The following is a 22,014-nucleotide window of genomic DNA, read 5'->3' on the forward strand; positions in this document are numbered from 1 at the left end:
TTTGACCTTTACACACTTTCGTATTCTGATGTATACTGTTTTTAGTTGATTCATGCTTTTATCGGAGAGGTGACTTTTATGAAAATTGCGATTGCCAGTGATCATGGCGGTTTTGCTTTAAAGGAATCTTTAAAAAAGCATTTGAGTGAAGAAAATGTTGAGTATATCGATTGCGGGACTGATTCCGAGGCGTCTTGTGACTATCCGGATTTCGCTCAAAAGGCTTGCAGGCTCGTACAGGACGGAAAGGTGACTTATGCCGTACTGATTTGTGGAACCGGTATCGGGATGTGTATTGCTGCCAATAAAATGAAGGGAATCCGTGCTGCTTTGTGCAGCGATACTTTCTCGGCCCATTTTACGAGAGCTCATAATGATGCAAACGTCATGACTATGGGTGCACGCGTAGTTGGACCGGGACTGGCAGAATTCATCCTTGATGAATTCCTGAAGACTCCTTTTGAAGGCGGTCGTCATGCTAGAAGAATTGGAAAGATTGCCGAAATAGAGAAGGCTGAGTGCCATGTATGAAAATTTACAAAAGGAAACAGCCTGCGCCTTTAATGAACTTTGTGAAGCATCCGAATTCCGAGAAGGAAGCCTGATCGTTATTGGCGGCTCATCCAGTGAGATCCGTGGTGGTCATATAGGTAAAGACAGTTCCTATGAAGTGGGAACTGCCGTGGTTACGACTTTGATGAAGCTTGCGGAAGAGAAACATCTTGAGTTGGCTTTTCAATGTTGTGAACATTTGAACCGGGCTCTTGTTATGGAAAGGTCGGATGCGGAAAAACGGGGATATGGGGTAGTGACTGTTGTTCCGTGGCTCCATGGCGGCGGCGCTTTTGCCACGAATGCCTATTATCATTTTAAGGATCCTGTGGTGGTAGAGGAAATAAAGGCCGATGGCGGGCTTGACATAGGTCTTACTATGATTGGCATGCATCTTAGACGGGTGGCTGTACCGGTTCATCTTAAGAATAGCAGAATCGGAGAGGCCATTGTTACGGGCGCTCGTACCAGGCCTCCTCTGATTGGCGGGGAAAGAGCCCGCTATAAGCGGGAAGACCGGATTTAATTTTCTTTCAGCTAAATATTTGACTCAGAGTGGAGTCAGTCGGAAGGAATTATCCTTTTGGCTGACTCCATTTTTATTTGTCATTCAGGGGAGATGTATTGCCTGTGGATTCGTGTTAAAATAATAAAGAAGATTATTTGGAGCAAATAGCCAATAATCACATGGTATCAAAGGGCATATGAATCATTAATGTTGTATTGCTGTTGTAATGGGAAGGGAGCCAGATTTATGAATCATTTGAAAGATGACAAGGCTGTGTATGAGGCAATCCAGGAAGAATTGAACCGCCAGAGAAATAAACTGGAAATGATTGCTTCAGAAAATATTGTCAGCTATGCAGTTATGGAAGCACAGGGAAGTGTCCTGACAAATAAATATGCAGAAGGGTATCCGGGAAAGAGATATTATGGCGGCTGCGAATATGTAGATAAAGTGGAACAGCTTGCCATTGACCGGGCAAAGGAACTTTTTGGCGCTGATCATGTCAATGTACAGCCCCATTCCGGCTCCCAGGCCAACTTTGCTGTTTATTATGGCCTTTTAAAACCGGGCGATGTCATGATGGGCATGAATCTGACTGATGGGGGTCATCTGTCTCACGGAAGTCCTGTAAACATTTCCGGAAATTATTTCAAGGTTATTCCTTATGGCGTAAGGAAAGAAGATGAACTCCTTGATTATGATGCCATGGAAAAAACGGCAAAAGAAGTTCATCCAAAACTGATTATCGGTGGTACCAGCGCTTATTCCAGAATCATCGACTTTGAAAAGATTGCGGTTATTGCTCATGAAGTAGGAGCTCTTTTCATGGTCGATATGGCCCATTTTGCCGGACTGGTAGCTGGCGGCGAGTATCCGAGTCCTGTGCCGTGGGCTGATATTGTAACTACCACAACTCATAAGACCCTTCGCGGACCCCGTGGCGGCATTATCATGTGCAAAGAAAAATATGCGAAAGCTATTGATAAAGCGGTATTCCCAGGTATGCAGGGCGGTCCGCTGATGCATGTTATCGCAGCAAAGGCAGTTGCTTTCGGTGAAGACCTGAGTGATGATTTCAAAGAATATGCAAAGCAGATCAAGAAAAATGAAAAAGTTCTTTCCGATGAACTGCAGAAGGATGGAATTCGTGTTGTTTCCGGCGGTACCGATACCCATGTACTCCTGGCTGATATGAAATCCATCGGCATTACCGGTAAAGTTGCACAGAATGTACTGGATGAAATCGGTATTACTGCTAATAGAAATACCATTCCGTTTGAAACCCTTAGCCCATTTGTAACCAGCGGCATCAGACTGGGTTCCCCGGCTCTTACAACCCGAGGCCTTAAAGAAGAAGACTTTAAAGAAATTGCCGATATCATTGCCACTGTCCTGAAAGCACCGGAAGATGCAGCAGTTAAGGCTGCCTGTGCTGAAAGAGTTCATGCTCTTTGTGCTAAATATCCACTTTATAAAGATTTATAATTTGCAACATAAAAGGTCCTCCTGCGGGAGGACCTTTTTGAATGGTTTGATTGCATGAAATAAAAGCTGCCAATTTCTGATTGTTTACGTATCGTCCTTTTTTTCATCGTCATGATATAATAAAACAACAGAATCAAAAAAATTATATTATATGATTTATTTTATAAGGAGGATATTATGAGGAATAAGAAAATATGGATTATCCTCATCATTGTTATCATATTGGCCTGTGCTGGAGGATGGTACTGGTACAGTCAGAAAAACAAGGTACAGAAGCAGAATTATACTTTGGGTTCAGTGGGCAGGGATAATATTATGCTTACTGTAGATGCTACGGGAACTATTGAGCCCGATAACAGTGTTGAACTTTCAGCAACTGCTTCCGGTACACTGGAAAAAGTATATGTGAAACAGAATGAAACTGTAAAAAAGGGCCAGGTATTGGCAATGATTGAATCCAAAGCCCTCACATCTACAATGAAACAGACCCAGAATACTCTTGAAAACAAGGAATCCTATTATAACAGGTTAAACAGGCTTTATGAGCAGGGCGCTATTTCTTATCAGGAAATGGATAATGCCCGCCTTGATTTCAAAAATGCCCAGGCCGCTTACGATAAGGCCCAGGCTGATGTTAATGATACCATTATTACTTCTCCAATGGATGGAACGGTCATTGGTGAACCTATGAAAGAAGGGGAGACCGTATCCCAGGGCCTTTCCAGTCAGATGGTTATTGTCCGCGTTGCGGATTTAACTGCCATGAGGATTGAACTTCTTGTGGATGAGACTGATATCGGCGAAGTGAAAAACGGGCAGGGAGTAGAGTTTACTGTTGACGCCTATCCAAATAAAACTTTCCATGGTGTAGTAACGGATATTTCCAAAAAGCAGTATTCTTCCAGCTCTTCCTCCAGTTCCTCTTCCAGCTCCGTCGTTTATTACACGGTTTATGTGGAAATCAATAAGGATGAACTGGATGGGCTTTATCCTTCCATGACTGCCAGGGCTACGATTCATGGCAGAGAAAGCGGCAATACCCTGGTGGTACCGGTTACTGCGATTCGCAGTGACACAGAAGGATCCTATGTCTATGTCAATAATCATGGGAATTTGAGTAAATCTTATGTGACTACCGGAATTTCCACCGATAAGGAAATAGAAATTCTTGGTGGTCTGAAGGAAGGGGACGAAATTGTTGTAAGCGGCACAGTTTCACAGGAAAAGTCCACTCCCACCAATAAGAGAAATCGGCCGGGTCCGAGGTTCTGATGATGGCAAATCAGGATAATGCGCCGACCGTTATACGCCTTCGCGGCATCGGGAAAAGTTATTATATCGGTACCGAAGAAGTACCGGTATTGACTCATATCGATCTGGATATTGAAAAAGGCGAATTTGTTTCCATCATGGGGCCTTCCGGTGCCGGGAAGTCTACCCTGATGAATATTCTTGGCTGCCTGGACCGTCCTACGAAAGGATCATATATGCTGGATGGCAGAGAAGTAGCCAATCTGAATGACAGTGAACTGGCATATACGAGAAATCGTAAAATTGGATTTGTATTTCAGAGTTTCAATCTGCTCCCGCGCCTGTCGGCACTGGATAATGTCATTCTGCCCATGATTTATGGGAATCTTTATAAAGATGAAAGAAAAGAACGGGCTGTTGCCATGCTTGATTCTGTAGGTCTTGGTGAACGTATTTACTATATGCCGGCAGAAATGTCCGGCGGCCAGCGTCAGCGCGTTGCCATTGCCAGGGCACTCATTAATAATCCTGCTATTATTATGGCCGATGAACCGACAGGCAATCTTGACAGTAAATCGACCAGAGAAGTCATGGAAATTTTCTCAAAACTTTATGAGGATGGGAAAACCATTATTCTGGTTACGCACGAGTTAGATGTGGCCCGTTATGCTACGAGACACGTTATTCTGTCTGATGGTCACATCAGTAAAGACATCAGGGGGCCGCTGCCATGACGAATATATATTTCGAAAGCATACTTATGGCCTGGGGCTCTATAGTCAGCAATAAAATGCGATCACTTTTGACCATGCTGGGAATCATTATAGGTGTGGCAGCTGTTATTGCGCTGATGTCCATCGGATATGGGGTCCAGGATAAAATTACAAGTGATATTTCCAGTCTGGGTTCAAATACGATTACCGTTACTCCGGGAACCGGCAGAAAACCCGGTGTCCGGGCAGCCGCAGGTTCTATGCAGACTCTGACATACAAGGATTATCTTGCTATTAAGAATCTCCCCAACATCACTTATGCAGCACCTCTTGTGAATAACAGCTATCTCCTGGTGAGTGGGAATAAAAACTGGACGACCAGAATTTATGGCTGTACGGAAGATTATGCCAGGATTTCCAGCCTTTTCGTACAGGAAGGGAGATTCTGGACCACAAAAGAATACAGCTCACGGGCCAGAGTCTGCGTTATAGGCAAAACGGTGGCCGCAGGACTGTTTGGAGAGGAGTCTCCCTTAGGCCAGAAGGTTCGCATCAATGGGGATCCTTTTACTGTTATCGGTCTTCTGGAGGAAAAAGGATACTCCTTCATGGATCAGGATGACCGCGTATTGATTCCGTTCACTACAGTTCAGGAACGTATGCTTCATATCACCTATGTGAATAATATAGTCATTACATCTGATAATGCTGATGATTTAAGCCAGATCGAATCAGATGTGACGAGCCTCCTCAGAACCCGGCACCGCATCCAGACGGGAAAGGAAGATGATTTCTCTATTTCCAATTCCCAGGACCTGATGGCTGCCATGAAGTCCACCACGCAGACATTGACTATCTTCTTAGGCAGTATTGCGGCTATTTCCCTCCTTGTCGGCGGAATCGGCATTATGAACATTATGCTTGTCTCGGTCACTGAGAGAACGAGAGAAATTGGTATCCGGAAAGCTCTGGGAGCTACTTATACCATGATAATTGTACAGTTCCTGATCGAGTCTGTTACAGTAAGCGTGGCAGGCGGCCTGATTGGCGTATTGCTTGGAATAGGCGCATCCAAAGTCATTCCAATGTTGACAACCTTATCCACGGTTCTTGCGGTGACACCTATTTTAGGTTCATTCATGTTTTCGGTATTGATTGGTCTTGTTTTTGGACTGTATCCTGCACAGAAAGCGGCGAAATTGAATCCTATTGATGCACTCCATTATGAATAAGTCATGGGATTTTTGCCTTCTTAATCCTTTTCATTTTGTGAACATTTTATGGCAGTAGAGAATCATCTGATTTCTTGATATAATCTTAATTGAGAAGATAATGATTTTATATTATTAGACGGAAAGATGCTGCCAGGCAGTATCGGGACTTATTTAAAGGGGGAAAAATGGACTTTTCAATTAATGAAGAACAACAGGAACTTATTTCACTGGCTGAAACTATTTCTAAAAATGAGATAGCTCCCCGGTCATTGGAGATTGATAAAAGCGGCGTTATGGATGAAGAACTGCTCCATACTCTGAAACAGTCCGGCATGACTCAGTTGTCCGTTCCGAAGGAGTACGGCGGTGCGGGACTGGATCTTTTGACTATAGCCATGATTGCTGAACAGCTGGCAAAAGGATGCGCCGGAGTAGCTACTGTCTGTGCTGCCAATTCACTGGCTTCATTCCCGATACTGATTGCCGGTAATGATGAACAGAAAAAGAGTTATTTTGACTGCCTGAATCAGGGGGGGATGTCCTGCTTCGCACTGACAGAACCCGGTGCCGGATCTGATGCCGGTGCTGTTTCCTGTCGTGCCCGCAAAGTGCATGGCGGTTATGTTTTAAATGGTACGAAATGTTTTATCACCAATGCTCCTATTGCAGATAAAATTACATTGTTTGCCAATACCCGTGAATCTGGTGGTATCCGTGGTCTTACTGTATTCCTGGTAGATAGAAATACTCCGGGGATCTCTATTGGCAAAGAAGAAGATAAGATGGGGATTCGTGCCTCTGCTACTTCGGAAATTATTTTTGATAACTGCTTTATCCCTGCTTTTGCCAGAATCGGCAGGGAAGGGATGGGATTCCGTCTTGCCATGGAAACACTGGAAAAGTCCCGGCCTGTAGTGGGCGCTATTTCGGTTGGCATTGCCCAGGCTGCTCTGGAAAATGCAATTCATTATGCTCACCAGAGAAAACAGTTTGGACAGATGATTGCTTCTTTTGAAATGGTTCAGCAGATGATTGCTGATATGGTGACTAAAACAGAAGCTGCCAGAGCTCTTGTGTACAAAGCCTGCTGGATGCAGATGAAGGGCGACAAGAAAGCCGGTCTGTTTTCTGCCATGTCCAAATGCTTTGCTTCAGATGCAGCTATGGAAGTTACAACTACAGCTGTACAGGTTATGGGTGGTAATGGTTATTCCCGGGAAAATCCAAATGAAAAATATATGCGTGATGCCAAGATCATGCAGATTTATGAAGGCACTAACCAGGTTCAGCGTCTGGTCATCGCGAATGCGGCTATGTATTAATCAATTTATTTCATTTTCTGTTTGACTTTTTAAATAGTGATGTTAAAATAGTCTTATAACTTGAAGCGATGAAGAAGAAAGAGTCCTGGAGAATTCTCTCAGGGATCCGGTGATAGTGGGACACCGGAAGAAGGATCGGGACTTGATTCACTTTGGAGCTGCCAGTTGAATGGAGTAGGCTGGACGTAAGGCTGCGTTAAAGCTTTCGAGTACAAAATCAGGGTGGTACCGCGAATGACTTCGCCCCTTCAGGGGCGAAGTTTTTTTGTGTTTTAATTAATGACAGCTGCTTTTGTACCGGCTTTTAACGGTCTTCACTTATATTTTCAGGAGGTATTGTAATGGAGAACAAGCTTGATGAGCTGAAAGCCAAAGCTCAGGAATTACTTGAAGTCTGCAATGACGGAGCAAAAAAGAAAGAAACCCTGGATTCTATCAAAGATGGGATGACGGCTTTTCTTAATGACATTAAAAAACTGAACAAGGACGATAAAGTGTCTCTTGATTCTCTTGCTGATCAGGTGAGAAATAAAATTGTATCCTTCATGACGGAAGAACTGAATGAGCTCCAGGAAGATGCAAAGAATAAAATCGCCGGTTCCATGGATGAAAAGACCCTGCAGGATACAAAAGTATTCTTTCTCGGAAAGAAAGGTAAACTTACTGCTATTCTTAGAGGAATGAAAGATGTTTCTGCGGAGCAGCGTCCTGTAATCGGCGCCTTGGCCAATCAGGTCAGAGAAAACGTGGAAGCTGCCATTGCCGACAAAATGGAAGAACTGAAGGCGAAGAGACTGCAGCTTAAAATTGAACGGGAAACGGTGGATATTACACTTCCGGCCCGCCACCAGAAAGTGGGTCATATCCATCCTTTGGACAAGGCTCTCCGTGAAATTATGAAATCCTTTGTGCGTATGGGATATTCTGTTGAGGAAGGACCCGAAATTGAACAGGATTACTATAATTTTGAATGTTTGAACCTGCCAAAGAATCATCCTGCCCGGGATATGCAGGATTCCTTCTATATTACTCCGGATATTCTTCTTCGTACTCATACATCCCCGGTCCAGGCCAGGACACTCCGAAAACATGAACCGAATTCTCCAATCCGCATGATCGCTCCCGGAAAAGTATTCCGCTGGGATAACGATGCCACTCATTCTCCCGTATTCCATCAGGTTGAAGGGCTTGTCGTGGACAAAGGAATCAGCTTTGCGGACCTGAAAGGAACACTGGAAATTTTCTTGAAAGATCTTTTCGGCTCTGATACAAAGATTCGATTCAGGGCCAGCTATTTCCCGTTTACTGAACCGTCAGCTGAAGTTGATATTTCCTTTGCCGCCAGAACCGGTGAAGAAGATGGGGATCCTGACTGGCTTGAAATTCTTGGCTGCGGCATGGTTCATCCCATGGTATTAAAGCTGAACGGGTATGATCCGGAAAAAGTCAGTGGTTTTGCATTCGGCATGGGTATTGAAAGAATTGCCATGCTGCTTTATGGGATTGATGACCTCAGAAACTTCTACGAAAATGATGTCAGATTCCTGAAGCAGTTCTAATGGAAGGGAGATAAAATAGATGAACGTTTCTTTAAAATGGCTGGGAACTCTGGTTGATATTAAAGGTTTGGATCCGGATGATATGGCAGAAACCCTGACTGTCGATGGGATTCCTGTAGAGCACGTGATACGCCTGGGCAGCGGTATTAAAGGTGTTGTAACTGGGAAAATTTTATCTGTTGAAAAGCATCCTGATGCGGATCATCTTCAGATCTGCCAGCTCGACGTGGGACAGGATGAACCTGTACAGATTGTAACCAGTGCGGGAAATGTAGCTGTTGGGCAGATTGTGCCTGTTGCTTTGAGTGGTGCCCATGTCCCTGCTGCGCATGATGCAAAGGCTCCGGGCGGACTTCGTTATGGTGATATCAAAATCAAGGCAGGAAAACTTCGTGGGGTTAAGTCTGCAGGCATGATGTGCTCTCTTGGCGAACTTGGCATGGATTCCAATCTTTTCCCTGCTCTCAACAAGGATGGCATTCTGATTCTGCCGGAAAATACGCCGATCGGCATTGATATTCATAAACTGTATGATCGGGATGATATTGTTTATGAAATGGAATTGACTGCGAACAGGGCGGACTGCTTCAGCATGATCGGTATGGCGCTTGAAGTCGGGGCAATTTTTGAACGCAAAGTCAACCTTCCGGGAATTAAAGTGAAAGAAGAGAGTACACCAATTCAGGGGAGAGCTTCCGTCCATATCGAAGACCCCGCTTACTGCAAACGTTTCTGTGGCAGGCTCCTTGAAAATGTAAAAATCGCTCGTTCCCCGGAATGGATTGAAAACCGGCTTCGCAGTAACGGAATCAGACCAATTAATAACGTTGTCGATGCTGCCAACTATGTGATGCTCGAAATCGGACAGCCTCTTCATACCTATGATTATGACAAAGTGGCTGGTCACTCCCTGACCTGCCGTCATGCGCATGAAGGAGAAAGTATTGTTACGCTGGACGGGCAGTTAAGAAATCTGAATCCTTCCGATCTTGTCATTGCTGATGGTGATGATAAAGCTGCCTGTGTTGCCGGTGTCATGGGCGGCTTTGATTCCGAAGTAACAAAAGATACAAAAAATGTATTACTTGAAGCAGCTGTATTTGATTCAGCTTCCATCAGAAGAACATCCCGTCGGCTTGGCCTCCGTTCTGAAGCTTCCGGCCGTTATGAAAAAGGCATTAATCCGGCAAGATCTGAAATGGCGATTAACAGGATCTGTCAGCTTCTTGAGGAACAGGGCGCATGTACCACAGCAGCCGGAATGCTGGATGAATATCCGGTTAAGGCACAGCCGCAGATAATCAGGACTACTATTGACAAAATTAACGGATATATCGGTGAGCAGATTCCTGCAGATCAGGTTATCAGAATCCTTACCAATCTTTATTTTAAAGTAGAAAATGATAATGGAAACCTGACCGTAACAGTACCGGATTTTCGCCTTGACCTGGAAGGTATGCCGGATCTGGCAGAAGAAGTTGCCCGTGTATATGGCTATAAAAACATTCCGATTACCACTCCCTGGAGCGCTATTGCCAAAGGGAAAATGACTGAAGAGCAGGATGCGATTTTCCGTATCACCGACTGCCTTCTGGCTAATGGACTGTCCGAAGTTGTAAATTACAGCTTTATGGATAAAAAAGATCTTGAAAAACTGAATTTTCCTGCTAATCACAAGGTCTATAATGCCATACCGATTATGAATCCGATTTCAGATGAATATCCGGATATGCGCACCACACTCCTTCCAGGGCTCATGCATACACTTGTCTATAACCTTTCCCAGAAAAATGAAGAGGTGGCTGTTTTTGAAGCTGGTCATGTTTATCAGCCTAAAGCGCTGCCTTTGACCGAGCTGCCTTATGAATATGAACTGTTCTCCGGCCTTCTTTGCGGTACACCGGAGGAAGCCGGTTATCCGAATGATCAGAGAAAATATGATTTCTATGATGTTAAAGCCATTATGGAAAATGTTCTCACTACGTTGAATGTGACAAATTATGAAATTCGCCGTTCTTCTTATCCGGTATTCCATCCCGGAATTTCTGCTGATTTCGTAAAGGATGGAAAAGTCCTGATGTCCTTTGGTGAAATGCATCCGTCAGTTCTTGACAAATGGGGAATCAAAAAGAATGTATACGGATTTGTTATTTTCATTCCTCATCTGATGAATTTTATTGACGAAACCATTGATTATAAGAAGATTCCGAAATTCCCGGCTTCTGACAGGGATTTGTCTCTTCTGGTTCCTTTCAAGTATTCCAATAGTGATGTAATGGAGATCATTCGCCGTTCTGCAGGCAAACATCTTGAACTGCTTCGTCTCTTTGATCTGTATCAGGGCGAACAGGTCAAGGAAGGCTACAAGAGCATGGCCTTTAATCTGACTTTCCGGGCCGAAGATCGTACCCTGACTGATGGAGAAGTGGATACATGGATTGAACATATCGTGAAGGAACTTGGGAAGGCCGATATCGTTCTTCGTTCCTGATTTATTTCCTGGATGTTTATTCTCTGAATATCAGACGGCAATGATAAAAACCCTCAGGTTCTATCTGAAAGATAGAACCTGAGGGTTTTGCTGTTTTGAAATATTCAGAGAAAAATATGCATCACTCCGGTCCCAGGGTATCCCGTTTATCAGTCTTGTGGCGCATGTAATTTGCGACTTTCTGACCGGCATTTTTCACCTGCTGGCCTGTATTTTTAAACTTATGAAGGGCTGTCGATTTTGACTTTATTGATGGTTTCATGTCCGGATTAATGTTGCCTCTTTTAACGGAAGTTGCCCTTATTTTCTCGGGATGGAGTGTCGAACGTAAAACAGCCATAGTGCGGGAGGGTATTAAATCTGTGCTGAAACTGTAAATATCGACGGCTGCAAACCCAATCAGGGGATAGGCATGAATGCAGACATGGGATTTGATTCCGTAGGCTGCCGCAATGATTTCATCAGTATCCTCATGATAAAAAGTATCATTGATTTTCATGCCGATTTTTTCTGTGGAGTCCTCAAGCACATGAAGAATGTTTTCAGAAGAGCTTATTTCATCTGATCTGCAATTGTAACAATCAATCAGTAAATGTTTGCCTATATAATTATCCATTCCGTATACCTCTTTAAAAATGCCTGTTTTCTAAATTATATCAGATATTATTATTTTTATGCAGTTTTTTTGGAAACTCGCCACTTAAAAAATGAAATACAAAAATGAATTTTACCAGCTGGGATATTTGTTCGAGTCCGGGAGCCATTTGTATTATAAGAAGAAATTTATTTTTATGCAATAAAATTTGACCTTATGCGAAAAATGCTATAAAATTTAATAAATATACAACTTGATTCAATATTCTGAATGGTTTGTCAATGAATTTAAATAATCTGGAACCTGTTACTTAATTCTTCAACCAGGAAAGGAGAATTCTGATGAAAAGATATAGAATTATGAAAATAAAAGAAATTGTCCAGAACCAGGTTATAGAGACACAGGAAGATTTGGCTGAGGCTTTGAAAAAAGAAGGAATTATCGTTACCCAGGCCACTGTTTCAAGAGATATCAAGGATCTTATGCTCGTGAAAACACCATATAGGGATGGTCATTATCGTTATTCGTTATCCAGTGAGAAGGAGAGCGTTATGTCCAAAAGTCATACTGCCATTTTATTTCAGGAAGCTGTCGTCAAAATTGATTCGGCAATGAATCTTGTGGTTCTTCATACAATTCCCGGCTCCGCATCATCTGTCGCCTTTGCAATAGATCATTCTAAAAATGGGGAAATTATCGGTACCCTTGCAGGTGATGATACAGTCCTTGTTATTTTAAAAAAGCCTGAGGATGTACCTGTTCTGCTAGAACATATTCAGGGCATGCTGAAATCGTAAGGCAGGTGCTACCATGCTTCAAAGCCTTCATATCGTTAATTTTGCAATTATAGAGGATACCGTTATAGATTTTGGAAAAGGTGTTACGGTATTCACCGGGGAAACCGGTGCGGGAAAATCTATCCTGATTGATGCGCTGGCTGTATTAACCGGACGAAGGGCGAAAACCGACCTGATCAGGACCGGCACTGACTTCTTTAAGGTGGAAGGTGTTTTTGATGCTGATTCTTCTGTGATAGACAGCTTAAGGCAGGAAGGTATTGATTCAGAAGAAGGACAGATTATTATTTCAAGGAAATTGAATCGTTCAGGCCGCGGTATTTGTACCATAAACGGGAATTTCTGTACTGTGAAACAGCTGCAACGCATCGGCAAGCTGCTGATACGTCTTCATGAACAGAACGATAATATAGAGCTCCTGTCCATTCCTTTCTGCGAAAAGATGATTGATTCAGCTTCACCGGAAATAGTGAAGGTCTATAATGATTACCGTAATTTATATAATGAATGGAAGAAATTAAAGGACGCTTTGGAAGATTATGACCTGAAAAAGCAGGAGAGGGAACGGAGACTTGATGTTCTGGAGTGGGAATTGAATCAGATTTCTTCAGCCAATCTATATGAAGGAGAAGATGCGGAAGTCAGTAAAAAACTTTCAGTACTTCAGAATCATGAAAAAATAATCCGTTCAGTACATAATGCGCTTGATATGATTATGGACGAAAGGGGACCTCAAGACGTGATTGCCAGAGCGGAACATGAATTATCCGGTGTTGTCCGCTTTGATGATGCTTTGAACGGTGCTTTGGAATCTATACATTCTGCTGCTTATGCTCTGGAGGATGCGGTAAGCAGTCTTGAGTCCTATGCTGCGGATTCTGATTTTTCAGAGGAGGATTTAAATCTTCTGCAGGACAGGAATGAAGTCATTCTTGAATTGAAAAGAAAGTATGGTCCTGAAATTTCCGATGTTCTGACTTATGAGAAAAAAGCAAAGAGCGAATATGAATCTTTGAAGGAACTGATTTTTGATAATGGTGCACTAACTAAAAAATACAAAGAGCTTGCTCAGGAAGTTATGAATAAGGCTGATACGCTGAATAGAATCAGGAAAGAGGCGGCTGTAGGAATATTGGAGAAAATTATCCGCTCCCTTAATGATATGGGTATGGAAAATGCCAGAATGGAACTGCATCTTGTTCCTGCAGATGTACCGACACCAAATGGCGCTAAGGAAATGGAATTTTACTTTTCCGCCAATACTGGTGAGCCCCTGAGGAGTATGAGGGATACGGCTTCCGGTGGTGAAATTTCCCGTATTGCCTTGTCTATTGAAATTGTCATTTCAAAACTTCTCAGTCAGCAGACACTTATATTTGACGAAATCGATGTAGGGATCAGCGGCAGAGTTGGACTGCAGGTAGCAAAGAAAATTGCGCTTTTATCTAAGGATATTCAGGTCCTTTGCATTACACACCTCCCGCAGACTGCCTGCGCAGCCGACAGGCATTATAAAATTGTCAAGTCTGTCTCTAATGGACGTACTGCTACCAGGGCAGTTTTGCTGAATGATAACGAGCATGTTTCTGATATTGCCCTGATGATATCCGGCAGTACCTCCTCCTCAAGTGCGCTTGAATCGGCCATAGAAATGAGAAATAAAGTTAAATCATCTCAAAACCGATGGAATTGACAGCTGAAAAACGATTATGAAAAAATGATCAAAAAGGCACCAAAGCTATGCGCTCTGGTGCCTTTTTGACATTCCTGTAAAACTTGTCTGCAGGCAGGCTGTTTTCATTTATTAATAACAATTGTGGAAATATCCTGTGAATTTTCTGAAGAATCAGCACTTGCTAATTCTTTCCCGGCAGGAGAAAACTTTTTCTGTGCAGAAGTTTTAGACTTCTTTGCAGCTTCCTCTGCTTCCCTGGCAGCCTTCTCTTCTGCAATTTTCTGCTTGATGGCCCTGGTCTGATATACGGGATATCCGGGAATCGGGGAAACGAGCGCATTGATTTCAAAAAGACGGTTCCAGGGGAAATTGGCCGAAACCGTTGCCGGATTAAGCTTTAATTTTTTAGCTGCAAATTCCTGAACTTCCGCAATCATTTCTTCTTTGATTTCTGGCGTGGGAACCAGATTGTCTGTTTCTTTTTCCGTAATTCTTGCAATGTTCTTACGAACATTCGCCTGATAGGCCCAGTTATCAATATACTGTTCCGTCAGCATATTCTTATGATCAGCTTCGGACATTTCCGACGCAAGAATGGCTTGCGCGACAGCATAGCCTATTGTATTGGAGGCCGTATTCCATCCGTTATAAGCTGCTACCCTGTACAAAAGGTCATTTTTGCTGAGCAGATTCATCAGGGTATTATCTGAGCCGTTTGCGAAATATACATCTACTATAGAAACAGGAATGGAACGTTCTGTGATGTTCTTGATTTCATTTACAAAATCAGTAGTGCTTTGCTTGAGCATTCCGAAGTTACTGAACTGTCCTGATTCTCCCGTAGAGCTGATGGGGGTATTGACCGCAAGCACGATATCAGGAACTTTTTTACCCGCCATTGTACCCCCAACAGCAGCGATATGTTCACTGATTGTTTTTCCTATGGGCTGGCTTTCATAACTTGGAATCGTATCTTCTGCCCGACCAAGGGGATAAATGATAGAAAAGGCAGGCTTTAAATGGTTTACATCGTTATGGTAACGTGCAATCAGGAGTAATGCCAGCTGATCGGCACCGGGAAATGAACCATACTTTGTTTCTGAAAGTTTGGAAGCATCGATGGAGAGATAGCGGGATTCAAGGGAGGACTGTGAATTTTTACTGTTATCATCATGGCCTTCGCAAAAATAGGTGAAAACTCCATCGCGGGTATCCTTGATTAACATCCGATTGATGGTGTTGTTTTTTGTGCGTCTCTTGAACCAGTCCTGCAGGTATTCAGTCGGTATTGATAATTTAAGGGAAAGCAGTTCGCCGGCTTCATCCGTGGTAATACTCCCATTATCCATTTTATCCTGCAATCCGGAAAGCCGGTATATATCATTCCCGTACTGGCTGTAGTAATAGGGCTCTACACCGCTTTTGGAGGCGTAGGGAGTTCTCATTATGGTTCCAAATCCATAAATGGGGACCTTGGGAAAGCGTATGTGGAGCTGCCGGATTTTATTTTCCCGGGCCATCAATGTGGAAAGATCCTCATTATGCTTACGCGAGTCTACAAGGCCGCCATATATCAGGGAATCGGTGGAAATTACGGCAGCATCAGCCCGATTCATATTGCGAAGAACCCAGCTCCAGATCTGATCAGGGTAGCCACGATAATTTTTCCCGGATAAAAAAGCCTTTGGCGGGGTCAGAATCGTATATCCCGCTTTCTCTGCAGTGGATACTGTGTAATCCAGACTGACAGGACGATCGTCCTGCGGTACCAGCAGGATTGTTTTTGCTTCCGTATCGGCATAAAGTCCGGTCAATAAAGCTGTCAGCGCTAAAGCAAGGACCTTTTTGCGAGTTATCAATTTATTACCTCCTGAAATCAAAGACTGTGAGGCTCGAATAGGAAATAAAAAAGCACCTGAACAGGTGCTTTGCTTTTGGCGGAGCAGGTGGGATTCGAACCCACGGGCCCCTAGAGGCTAACGGATTTCGAGTCCGCCTCGTTATGACCGCTTCGATACTGCTCCTGATTCATTCCGTATGCCCTTTTTTCATGGAAAAAGTGATTTAGTATATCCTGGCACTCATCCGCCAGAATGCCGGTCGCAATTTCTATATGATGGTTCAGAACGTCTGCTTCATGAATATGGAATCTGGATTGAATGGCTCCATATTGCTTATTGCTGGAGCCGTAAACAAGACGTTTAATCCTGGCATTCAGCAATCCTCCGGCACACATCGGGCACGGCTCTATGGTAACATAAAGAACTGCCTTCGTCAAACGCCACAAACCCAGGAATTCTGCTCCTTCTCTCAGAACAAGAAGCTCCGCATGAGCGGTAGGATCATTATACTGCTCCTTGCGGTTATGGTTGGCCGCTATGACCATATCATCCCACACAAGGACAGCACCTATGGGTATTTCATTTTCCCGGGCCCCTTTTTCCGCCTCCATCAGCGCCAGCTTCATGTAATCCTGATCGTTCAATTTCCTATCCTTCCGTATAAAACTGATTTTCTTGTTATAAAGTACCATAAATATAGTGGAAATTAAAGTCCGGGCAGGTTAAAATAAATACAGTTGTTTTGCTTATTCAGAAAGGTGATAAATATGGCTGAAGAAAAAAGAGTAAACCTTAAAGCTAAGAAATTTGAACAGTATACCAGCGCAAACAAGATGGATTTCTTTGTTAAAAATGAAGTTCATGATGAAGCGGATACCGTTGTATTCCAGTCTAATATCCAGGTAGAAGGACAAACTATTCCTATGGGGATTATTACCGACAGTACAATCTATACGATCATCCGCGTACAGGTTGGGAGCAAACTCGTTAAAGAAAGCAATAAGAACAAATTCCTGGAATACCTGAATACTCTTAACAGAAGCTATAAAGTATTCAAGTATGTGGCTGCTGATGATGGTTCTGTATTCCTTGATGCCTGCCTGCCGAGCACAAATGACAGCTTTGATCCGGAAATTGTCCGTGTGGTACTTGATGTAGTTGTAGACCATCTGAACAGTGAATACAAAAATATCATGAAAGAAGCCTGGAACTGATTGGCAGTTTCTGCTTAGGAATCTGAAGTTACACAATGGCTTAATGCATGCCCGCATCGTGAGCGGATAATATACCTCCTGAAATTTGAACTTGATATTACAGTTTTGTTTCATCAATTCAAATCTTCAGGAGGCTTTTAATTTTATTGAAAAAGAAATTTAAATGACTTTTCAATAATATATTCTTTTATACCATTTGTGTTTTTGCAACTATCATATCGATCAAGATAATTCAATCTTATGATTCACCGGACAGGGCTGGCGGGTACTTCAAGCGGTGCCCGTATGATCTGCAGGTAATGATAATATATCGTAGCTAATGAGAATAAAAGGTGATAAAATAAAACAGAAAATATGACAAATAAAGGACTTGCTTACTATGGAAACAGGAAAGACGAAATACAAATGGAATATAACAGGTCGTGATGAAAATAGTAGAGATTCCGTTCCTTCTTTTTTTAAATCCTATCATATACCGGATGGACTTGCCCGCATACTGATGCGAAGGCATATTACGGACGAAGAAACCTTGTCTCATTTTCTTAATGATGATCTTGATAATCTTTCTGACCCATTCCTGATGAAAGGAATGAATCAGGCAGTGAACCGTATTATAGAAGCACTCAATCATCATGAAAAAATTGTTATTTATGGTGATTATGATGTAGATGGCATTACAGCTACTTCTATTATGTATCGCTGCCTCGCTGCTCTGCATGCTGAGGTCGGATATTATATCCCCAAAAGGGAAGTAGAAGGATATGGTTTAAATAAAAAGGCCCTTGTAAAGCTGGCAGAGGATGGATATAATCTGCTGATTACTGTAGATTGCGGTATAAGTTCAGCTCGGCTGATTGCCGAGGCTCCTTCCGGACTGGATATTATAGTCACTGACCATCATACTCCTCCGGAAGTAGTTCCGGATTGCGTGGCTGTACTGAATCCACATCAGGCAGACTGCCCGTATCCGTTTAAAGAACTTGCCGGCTGCGGTGTGGCATTTACTCTCTGCCGCGGGCTTCATTTACGTCTTCAAAAGAATGATTATTATAATGACTTGGAGCTTGTCGCGCTTGGAACTATTGCAGACGTTGTATCCCTGACGGGGGAAAATCGCATTCTTGTCAGAGAAGGAATGAAACACTTTGTTCATACACCCATAAAGGGATTGTCAGCCCTTCTTTATGCATCCGGCATTATACATGAAGATACTACAGAAATAAAAAGGGCCGACCAGGTTTCCTTTGGCCTTGCTCCAAGACTGAATGCCGCCGGTAGAATTGATCATGCGGAAACGGGAGTACAATTGCTGACAACCGAATCTTCTTCCGAAGCTGAAAAACTGGCAAACAGGCTTTGTGAAATTAACATGACCAGGCAGCAGATTGAGAAAAAAATTTATGAAGAGGCACAGAAGAGGATAGGAGAGCTCCAGATTGAAAAGGATCCGACTCTTATTATAGATGGCAATGACTGGCATCCCGGGGTGATAGGTATTGTTGCATCAAGAATTCTTGAAAATTTCCACCGCCCCGTTTTTGTAATCACAGTTAGAAATGGGGTCGGCAAGGGCTCCTGCAGAAGTATTGCTGCTTTCAATATATATGAAGCCCTGGCTGCCAGCTCAGATCTTCTTCTCCAGTTTGGCGGGCATAAAATGGCGGCCGGTTTTTCAATAAAAATGGAGAATATTCCTCTATTCAGAAAGCGTATGAACCAGTTGGCTGCCAGAATACTTCAACCGAAAGACTTTATTCCCGTTTTGAATGTAGAAGATATTCTTCCTCTTGATGAACTTTCACTGGATTTTATCCAGTCCCTGGATCTGTTGGAACCATGCGGCTGTGATAATCCCAAGCCTTTATTTTCCACTAACGGCGCTTTTGTAGAAACTTCACGTCATATCGGGCAGGAGGGGAGGCATTTTAAATGCCAGCTTTCCAGAAAAAATGATTTAATTGATGTCATTTGCTGGGGAACCGGCCCGGAAAGCCCCTGTCAGGCGGGAGATGTGATTGATCTTGTTTATGAACCTGAAATTCACGAGTGGTACGGCAAGCATGTCCAGCTCATCTGCAAAGATATAAAGCAGGAGAAGATTCATCTTCTGGACAGAAACTACCTGGTCAATGTGTACAGGAAACTCGATTCTATTTTAAAGAATATGCCCAAACCGGTTAAAGAAGTCCATTATCAGCTTATTGGAAAATTTGATTTTGATCCGGTATGCCTCAAAATGGCTTTAGCCGTATTCGAAGAACTGGAAATTATTTCCCGGTACAGCAGGAATGGGGAAGAATTCTACCAGAGAAGAATCGTGCATAAAAAGTTGGATTTATTATCATCTTCTGTTTACAGAAGGCATATGAGCCAGTGAGGTGATTGCGATGAGTGATAATCCGGATTTAATCAGTAATAAGATGCCTGAAAATAAAACGGCTGAACAGTCTTCCTCACAGGCTGTCAATCCCAACGCTGTTTTTAACAGAAACTTAAATGAAGAGACCATTCATACAGATGCATCGGCTTCCACTTTGGCTGAATTTCTTATTCATCAGGAAGAATATGTAAAGAAACAGAAAGAAAAAAAGAGCTGGAGCGGCGAGAAAGAAGAAGAATATAAAAAGCTTTTTGTGAAAATACATTCTTATATTAAAGATCCAAAAAGTCTTGACTCTATCGAAGAAGCCTATGAACTTGCTGCCAAAGCCCATGCTGAACAAGTCCGTGCAACAGGAGAACCTTACATTATTCATCCACTTTCTGTAGCTTATATTCTGGCGGAACTCGAAATGGATACTCAGGGGATTATTGCGGCTCTTCTTCATGATGTTGTAGAAGATACCGAGTATACTCTGGAAGATATTAAGATGATGTTTGGTGATGAAGTTGCATTCCTTGTTGACGGAGTCACCAAATTATCTCAGTTTCACTACAAAGATAAAGAGGACCAGCAGCTGGAAAATTTCAGAAAAATGTTTCTGGCTATGGCGAAAGATATCCGCGTAGTCGTTATCAAACTGGCTGACCGCCTTCATAATATGCGTACCCTGGGGGTATTCCGCAGAGAAAAACAGGAAAGAATTGCCAAGGAAACACTGGAAATATATGCTCCTCTGGCCCACCGGCTCGGTATTTATAATATCAAATGGGAACTGGAAGATTTGTGTTTCCATTATCTCTATCCGGAAGAATACTACGACCTTGTCCGGCAGATGAAGCAGAAACGAAAAGCCCGTGAAGAAATTGTTAATGATACCATGCGTGTTCTTCATGATCATATCGAAGAAGCCGGGATCAAGGCAACGATTACGGGGCGCCCAAAACATTTCTATAGTATTTATAAAAAGATGAAAAGGGATAATAAGGATTTATCCCAGATTTATGATTTATACGCTGTTCGCGTTATTGTGGATACAATTCCCCAGTGTTATGCGGTTCTGGGTATCGCTCATTCTCTTTGGAAGCCGCTGCCCAATCGTTTTAAAGATTATATTGCTGTTCCGAAACCTAATATGTATCAGTCGCTTCATACAACGGTTATTGGCACAAGGGGACAGCCCGTTGAAATACAGATTCGTACCTGGGAAATGCACCATATTTCCGAATATGGCGTTGCGGCCCACTGGCGTTACAAGGAAGGCAAGCAGGCAGGTTCAAAAGACTTTGATGCTAAAATAAGCTGGCTGAGAAGGATTCTGGAATGGCAGGATACAAGCAATCCTAAAGAATTCATGAATGCCCTGAAGCTGGATGTATTCTCCGATGAAGTCTTTGTCTTTACTCCTAAAGGGGATGTCATTAATCTGCCCAAGGGTTCCATACCTATCGATTTTGCCTACCGTATTCATACGGAAGTTGGTAATCGGTGCGTAGGGGCAAAAGTTAATAATAAAATCGTTCCCCTGGATACAAAACTTAAGAACGGGGATATCGTATCCATTATCACATCTAAAACAGGGAAACCCAGTTATGATTGGATCAATATGGTTGGGGCGGCCGACAGTAAGGCCAAGATTAGAAGCTGGTTCAAAAAGGAAAATCGTACCGAAAATATCGCAAGGGGACAGGAACTTCTAATTCAGGAAACCGATCGCCTGGGTTATGAATGGAAGAAATTGACTGCCAAAGACCGTCTTGTCCAGGTGGCCAAAGCATTTAATAACATAACTGTAGATGATTTATATGCTTCTGTAGGCTTTGGCGGAATCGCAGTCAAGAGTGTCATGCTGAAACTGACGGAGCTCTATAAGCGGGAACTCAATGAGCAGCAGCCCATGCCGCAAAAAACGGCGAAAGCCCTTGAAAATCTGAAAATGAGAAGGGTGAAGGCTCATTCCAACAGCGGCATACTGGTGAAAGGAGAAGAAGGACTCGAAGTCCATCTTTCCAAGTGCTGCAATCCGGTCCCCGGTGATGAAATTGTAGGATTTGTGACAAGAGGGCGGGGGGTTTCCGTTCACAGGGCTGATTGTCCCAATGCTATTAATTTCCCTGATAAAGACCGGATGATTGATGTGGCCTGGGAAGCACAGACAAATACGATGTTCCTTGTCACAATTGAGGTTATCAGCTATGACAGGACAGGACTCATGGCAGATATACTGGCTGCTTTGACTGAAATGAAATTATCAGTTTCGGCAGCCACCGTTAAAGTAGAAAATAACGGTATGGCTGTGATGCATTTGGGAATCCAGATCAAGGATTTGCAGCAGCTTGATTACATTATGACTAAAATCAGGAGAATCAAGGGCGTTCATTCTGTACGACGTATGCATTCAGTAAAGGGAGAATAAA

Annotated in this window: 16 protein-coding genes, 1 tRNA gene and 1 pseudogene; 14 read left to right on the top strand and 4 right to left on the bottom strand. The window is 43.0% G+C overall.

Annotated elements, in window-relative coordinates:
• The first annotated feature begins 78 nt into the window (after positions 1–78).
• The 9 genes from rpiB (at position 79) to pheT (ending at position 11,095) form a co-directional block, all read left to right on the top strand.
• Positions 79–531 carry a ribose 5-phosphate isomerase B gene (gene rpiB, locus VZT47_RS00235; protein WP_330222973.1) on the top strand — a complete coding sequence of 151 codons (453 nt, stop codon included), beginning with the start codon at positions 79–81 and terminating at the stop codon, positions 529–531.
• Positions 524–1,078, top strand: coding sequence for a TIGR01440 family protein (locus VZT47_RS00240; RefSeq protein WP_330222974.1), 555 nt, complete (start codon positions 524–526; stop codon positions 1,076–1,078). The genes rpiB and VZT47_RS00240 overlap by 8 nt, the downstream gene beginning before the upstream one ends.
• Positions 1,079–1,306: 228 nt before the next feature.
• Complete coding sequence (glyA, locus tag VZT47_RS00245) at positions 1,307–2,545, top strand: serine hydroxymethyltransferase (protein WP_330222975.1); 1,239 nt, start codon at positions 1,307–1,309, stop codon at positions 2,543–2,545.
• A 177-nt stretch (positions 2,546–2,722) separates the two neighbouring features.
• Entirely contained in the window at positions 2,723–3,817 is a 1,095-nt protein-coding gene (locus VZT47_RS00250) for an efflux RND transporter periplasmic adaptor subunit (RefSeq protein WP_330222976.1), read from the top strand.
• Between the two features lie 2 nt (positions 3,818–3,819).
• Positions 3,820–4,530, top strand: coding sequence for an ABC transporter ATP-binding protein (locus VZT47_RS00255; protein ID WP_330223154.1), 711 nt, complete (start codon positions 3,820–3,822; stop codon positions 4,528–4,530).
• A complete protein-coding gene (locus tag VZT47_RS00260; RefSeq protein ID WP_330222977.1) occupies positions 4,527–5,741 on the top strand; it encodes an ABC transporter permease in 1,215 nt (404 codons plus the stop codon). Before VZT47_RS00255 ends, VZT47_RS00260 begins: the two co-directional genes overlap by 4 nt.
• 167 nt (positions 5,742–5,908) lie before the next feature.
• On the top strand, positions 5,909–7,045 hold the full coding sequence (locus tag VZT47_RS00265; protein ID WP_330222978.1) for an acyl-CoA dehydrogenase family protein: 1,137 nt from the start codon (positions 5,909–5,911) through the stop codon (positions 7,043–7,045).
• 545 nt (positions 7,046–7,590) lie between these two features.
• Positions 7,591–8,604 carry a phenylalanine--tRNA ligase subunit alpha gene (gene pheS / locus VZT47_RS00270; protein WP_330223155.1) on the top strand — a complete coding sequence of 338 codons (1,014 nt, stop codon included), beginning with the start codon at positions 7,591–7,593 and terminating at the stop codon, positions 8,602–8,604.
• Positions 8,605–8,623: 19 nt separating this feature from the next.
• A complete protein-coding gene (gene pheT, locus VZT47_RS00275; RefSeq protein ID WP_330222979.1) occupies positions 8,624–11,095 on the top strand; it encodes a phenylalanine--tRNA ligase subunit beta in 2,472 nt (823 codons plus the stop codon).
• A gap of 121 nt (positions 11,096–11,216) precedes the next feature.
• On the opposite strand, the gene speD is transcribed toward pheT, so the two are convergent.
• Entirely contained in the window at positions 11,217–11,711 is a 495-nt protein-coding gene (gene speD / locus VZT47_RS00280) for an S-adenosylmethionine decarboxylase (protein WP_330222980.1), read from the bottom strand.
• 320 nt (positions 11,712–12,031) lie between these two features.
• On the opposite strand from speD, the gene argR reads away from it, so the two are divergent.
• A complete protein-coding gene (gene argR, locus VZT47_RS00285; RefSeq protein ID WP_330222981.1) occupies positions 12,032–12,487 on the top strand; it encodes an arginine repressor in 456 nt (151 codons plus the stop codon).
• 13 nt (positions 12,488–12,500) lie between these two features.
• A complete protein-coding gene (recN, locus tag VZT47_RS00290) occupies positions 12,501–14,180 on the top strand; it encodes a DNA repair protein RecN (RefSeq protein WP_330222982.1) in 1,680 nt (559 codons plus the stop codon).
• A gap of 104 nt (positions 14,181–14,284) precedes the next feature.
• Here recN and VZT47_RS00295 read toward each other — a convergent pair whose 3' ends face one another.
• The 3 genes and pseudogenes from VZT47_RS00295 to VZT47_RS00305 all read right to left on the bottom strand — a co-directional run.
• On the bottom strand, positions 14,285–16,021 hold the full coding sequence (locus VZT47_RS00295; RefSeq protein WP_330222983.1) for a DUF4127 family protein: 1,737 nt from the start codon (positions 16,019–16,021) through the stop codon (positions 14,285–14,287).
• Positions 16,022–16,097: 76 nt separating this feature from the next.
• Positions 16,098–16,186, bottom strand: a tRNA-Ser gene (locus VZT47_RS00300).
• Positions 16,187–16,251: 65 nt separating this feature from the next.
• Positions 16,252–16,695, bottom strand: a pseudogene (locus VZT47_RS00305) (nucleoside deaminase); the annotation flags it as partial.
• Between the two features lie 75 nt (positions 16,696–16,770).
• Between VZT47_RS00305 and VZT47_RS00310 the strand changes: the two are divergent.
• The 3 genes from VZT47_RS00310 (at position 16,771) to VZT47_RS00320 (ending at position 22,013) form a co-directional block, all read left to right on the top strand.
• Complete coding sequence (locus VZT47_RS00310; protein WP_330222984.1) at positions 16,771–17,217, top strand: histidine kinase; 447 nt, start codon at positions 16,771–16,773, stop codon at positions 17,215–17,217.
• A 379-nt stretch (positions 17,218–17,596) separates the two neighbouring features.
• Positions 17,597–19,594 carry a single-stranded-DNA-specific exonuclease RecJ gene (gene recJ / locus VZT47_RS00315; protein WP_330222985.1) on the top strand — a complete coding sequence of 666 codons (1,998 nt, stop codon included), beginning with the start codon at positions 17,597–17,599 and terminating at the stop codon, positions 19,592–19,594.
• Positions 19,595–19,637: 43 nt separating this feature from the next.
• Complete coding sequence (locus VZT47_RS00320; RefSeq protein WP_330223156.1) at positions 19,638–22,013, top strand: RelA/SpoT family protein; 2,376 nt, start codon at positions 19,638–19,640, stop codon at positions 22,011–22,013.
• The last annotated feature ends 1 nt before the right edge of the window (position 22,014 follow it).

The sequence above is a fragment of the Dialister sp. genome (assembly GCF_036343215.1).
GTDB lineage: Bacteria > Bacillota > Negativicutes > Veillonellales > Dialisteraceae > Dialister.

Coding starts and splice junctions, on each gene's coding strand:
- rpiB (WP_330222973.1), top strand. CDS start 79: ATGAAAATTGCGATTGCCAGTGATCATGGCGGTTTTGCTTTAAAGGAA.
- VZT47_RS00250 (WP_330222976.1), top strand. CDS start 2,723: ATGAGGAATAAGAAAATATGGATTATCCTCATCATTGTTATCATATTG.
- VZT47_RS00310 (WP_330222984.1), top strand. CDS start 16,771: ATGGCTGAAGAAAAAAGAGTAAACCTTAAAGCTAAGAAATTTGAACAG.
- VZT47_RS00255 (WP_330223154.1), top strand. CDS start 3,820: ATGGCAAATCAGGATAATGCGCCGACCGTTATACGCCTTCGCGGCATC.
- VZT47_RS00260 (WP_330222977.1), top strand. CDS start 4,527: ATGACGAATATATATTTCGAAAGCATACTTATGGCCTGGGGCTCTATA.
- recN (WP_330222982.1), top strand. CDS start 12,501: ATGCTTCAAAGCCTTCATATCGTTAATTTTGCAATTATAGAGGATACC.
- glyA (WP_330222975.1), top strand. CDS start 1,307: ATGAATCATTTGAAAGATGACAAGGCTGTGTATGAGGCAATCCAGGAA.
- VZT47_RS00265 (WP_330222978.1), top strand. CDS start 5,909: ATGGACTTTTCAATTAATGAAGAACAACAGGAACTTATTTCACTGGCT.
- VZT47_RS00320 (WP_330223156.1), top strand. CDS start 19,638: ATGCCTGAAAATAAAACGGCTGAACAGTCTTCCTCACAGGCTGTCAAT.
- speD (WP_330222980.1), bottom strand. CDS start 11,711: ATGGATAATTATATAGGCAAACATTTACTGATTGATTGTTACAATTGC.
- argR (WP_330222981.1), top strand. CDS start 12,032: ATGAAAAGATATAGAATTATGAAAATAAAAGAAATTGTCCAGAACCAG.
- recJ (WP_330222985.1), top strand. CDS start 17,597: ATGGAAACAGGAAAGACGAAATACAAATGGAATATAACAGGTCGTGAT.
- pheS (WP_330223155.1), top strand. CDS start 7,591: ATGACGGAAGAACTGAATGAGCTCCAGGAAGATGCAAAGAATAAAATC.
- pheT (WP_330222979.1), top strand. CDS start 8,624: ATGAACGTTTCTTTAAAATGGCTGGGAACTCTGGTTGATATTAAAGGT.
- VZT47_RS00240 (WP_330222974.1), top strand. CDS start 524: ATGTATGAAAATTTACAAAAGGAAACAGCCTGCGCCTTTAATGAACTT.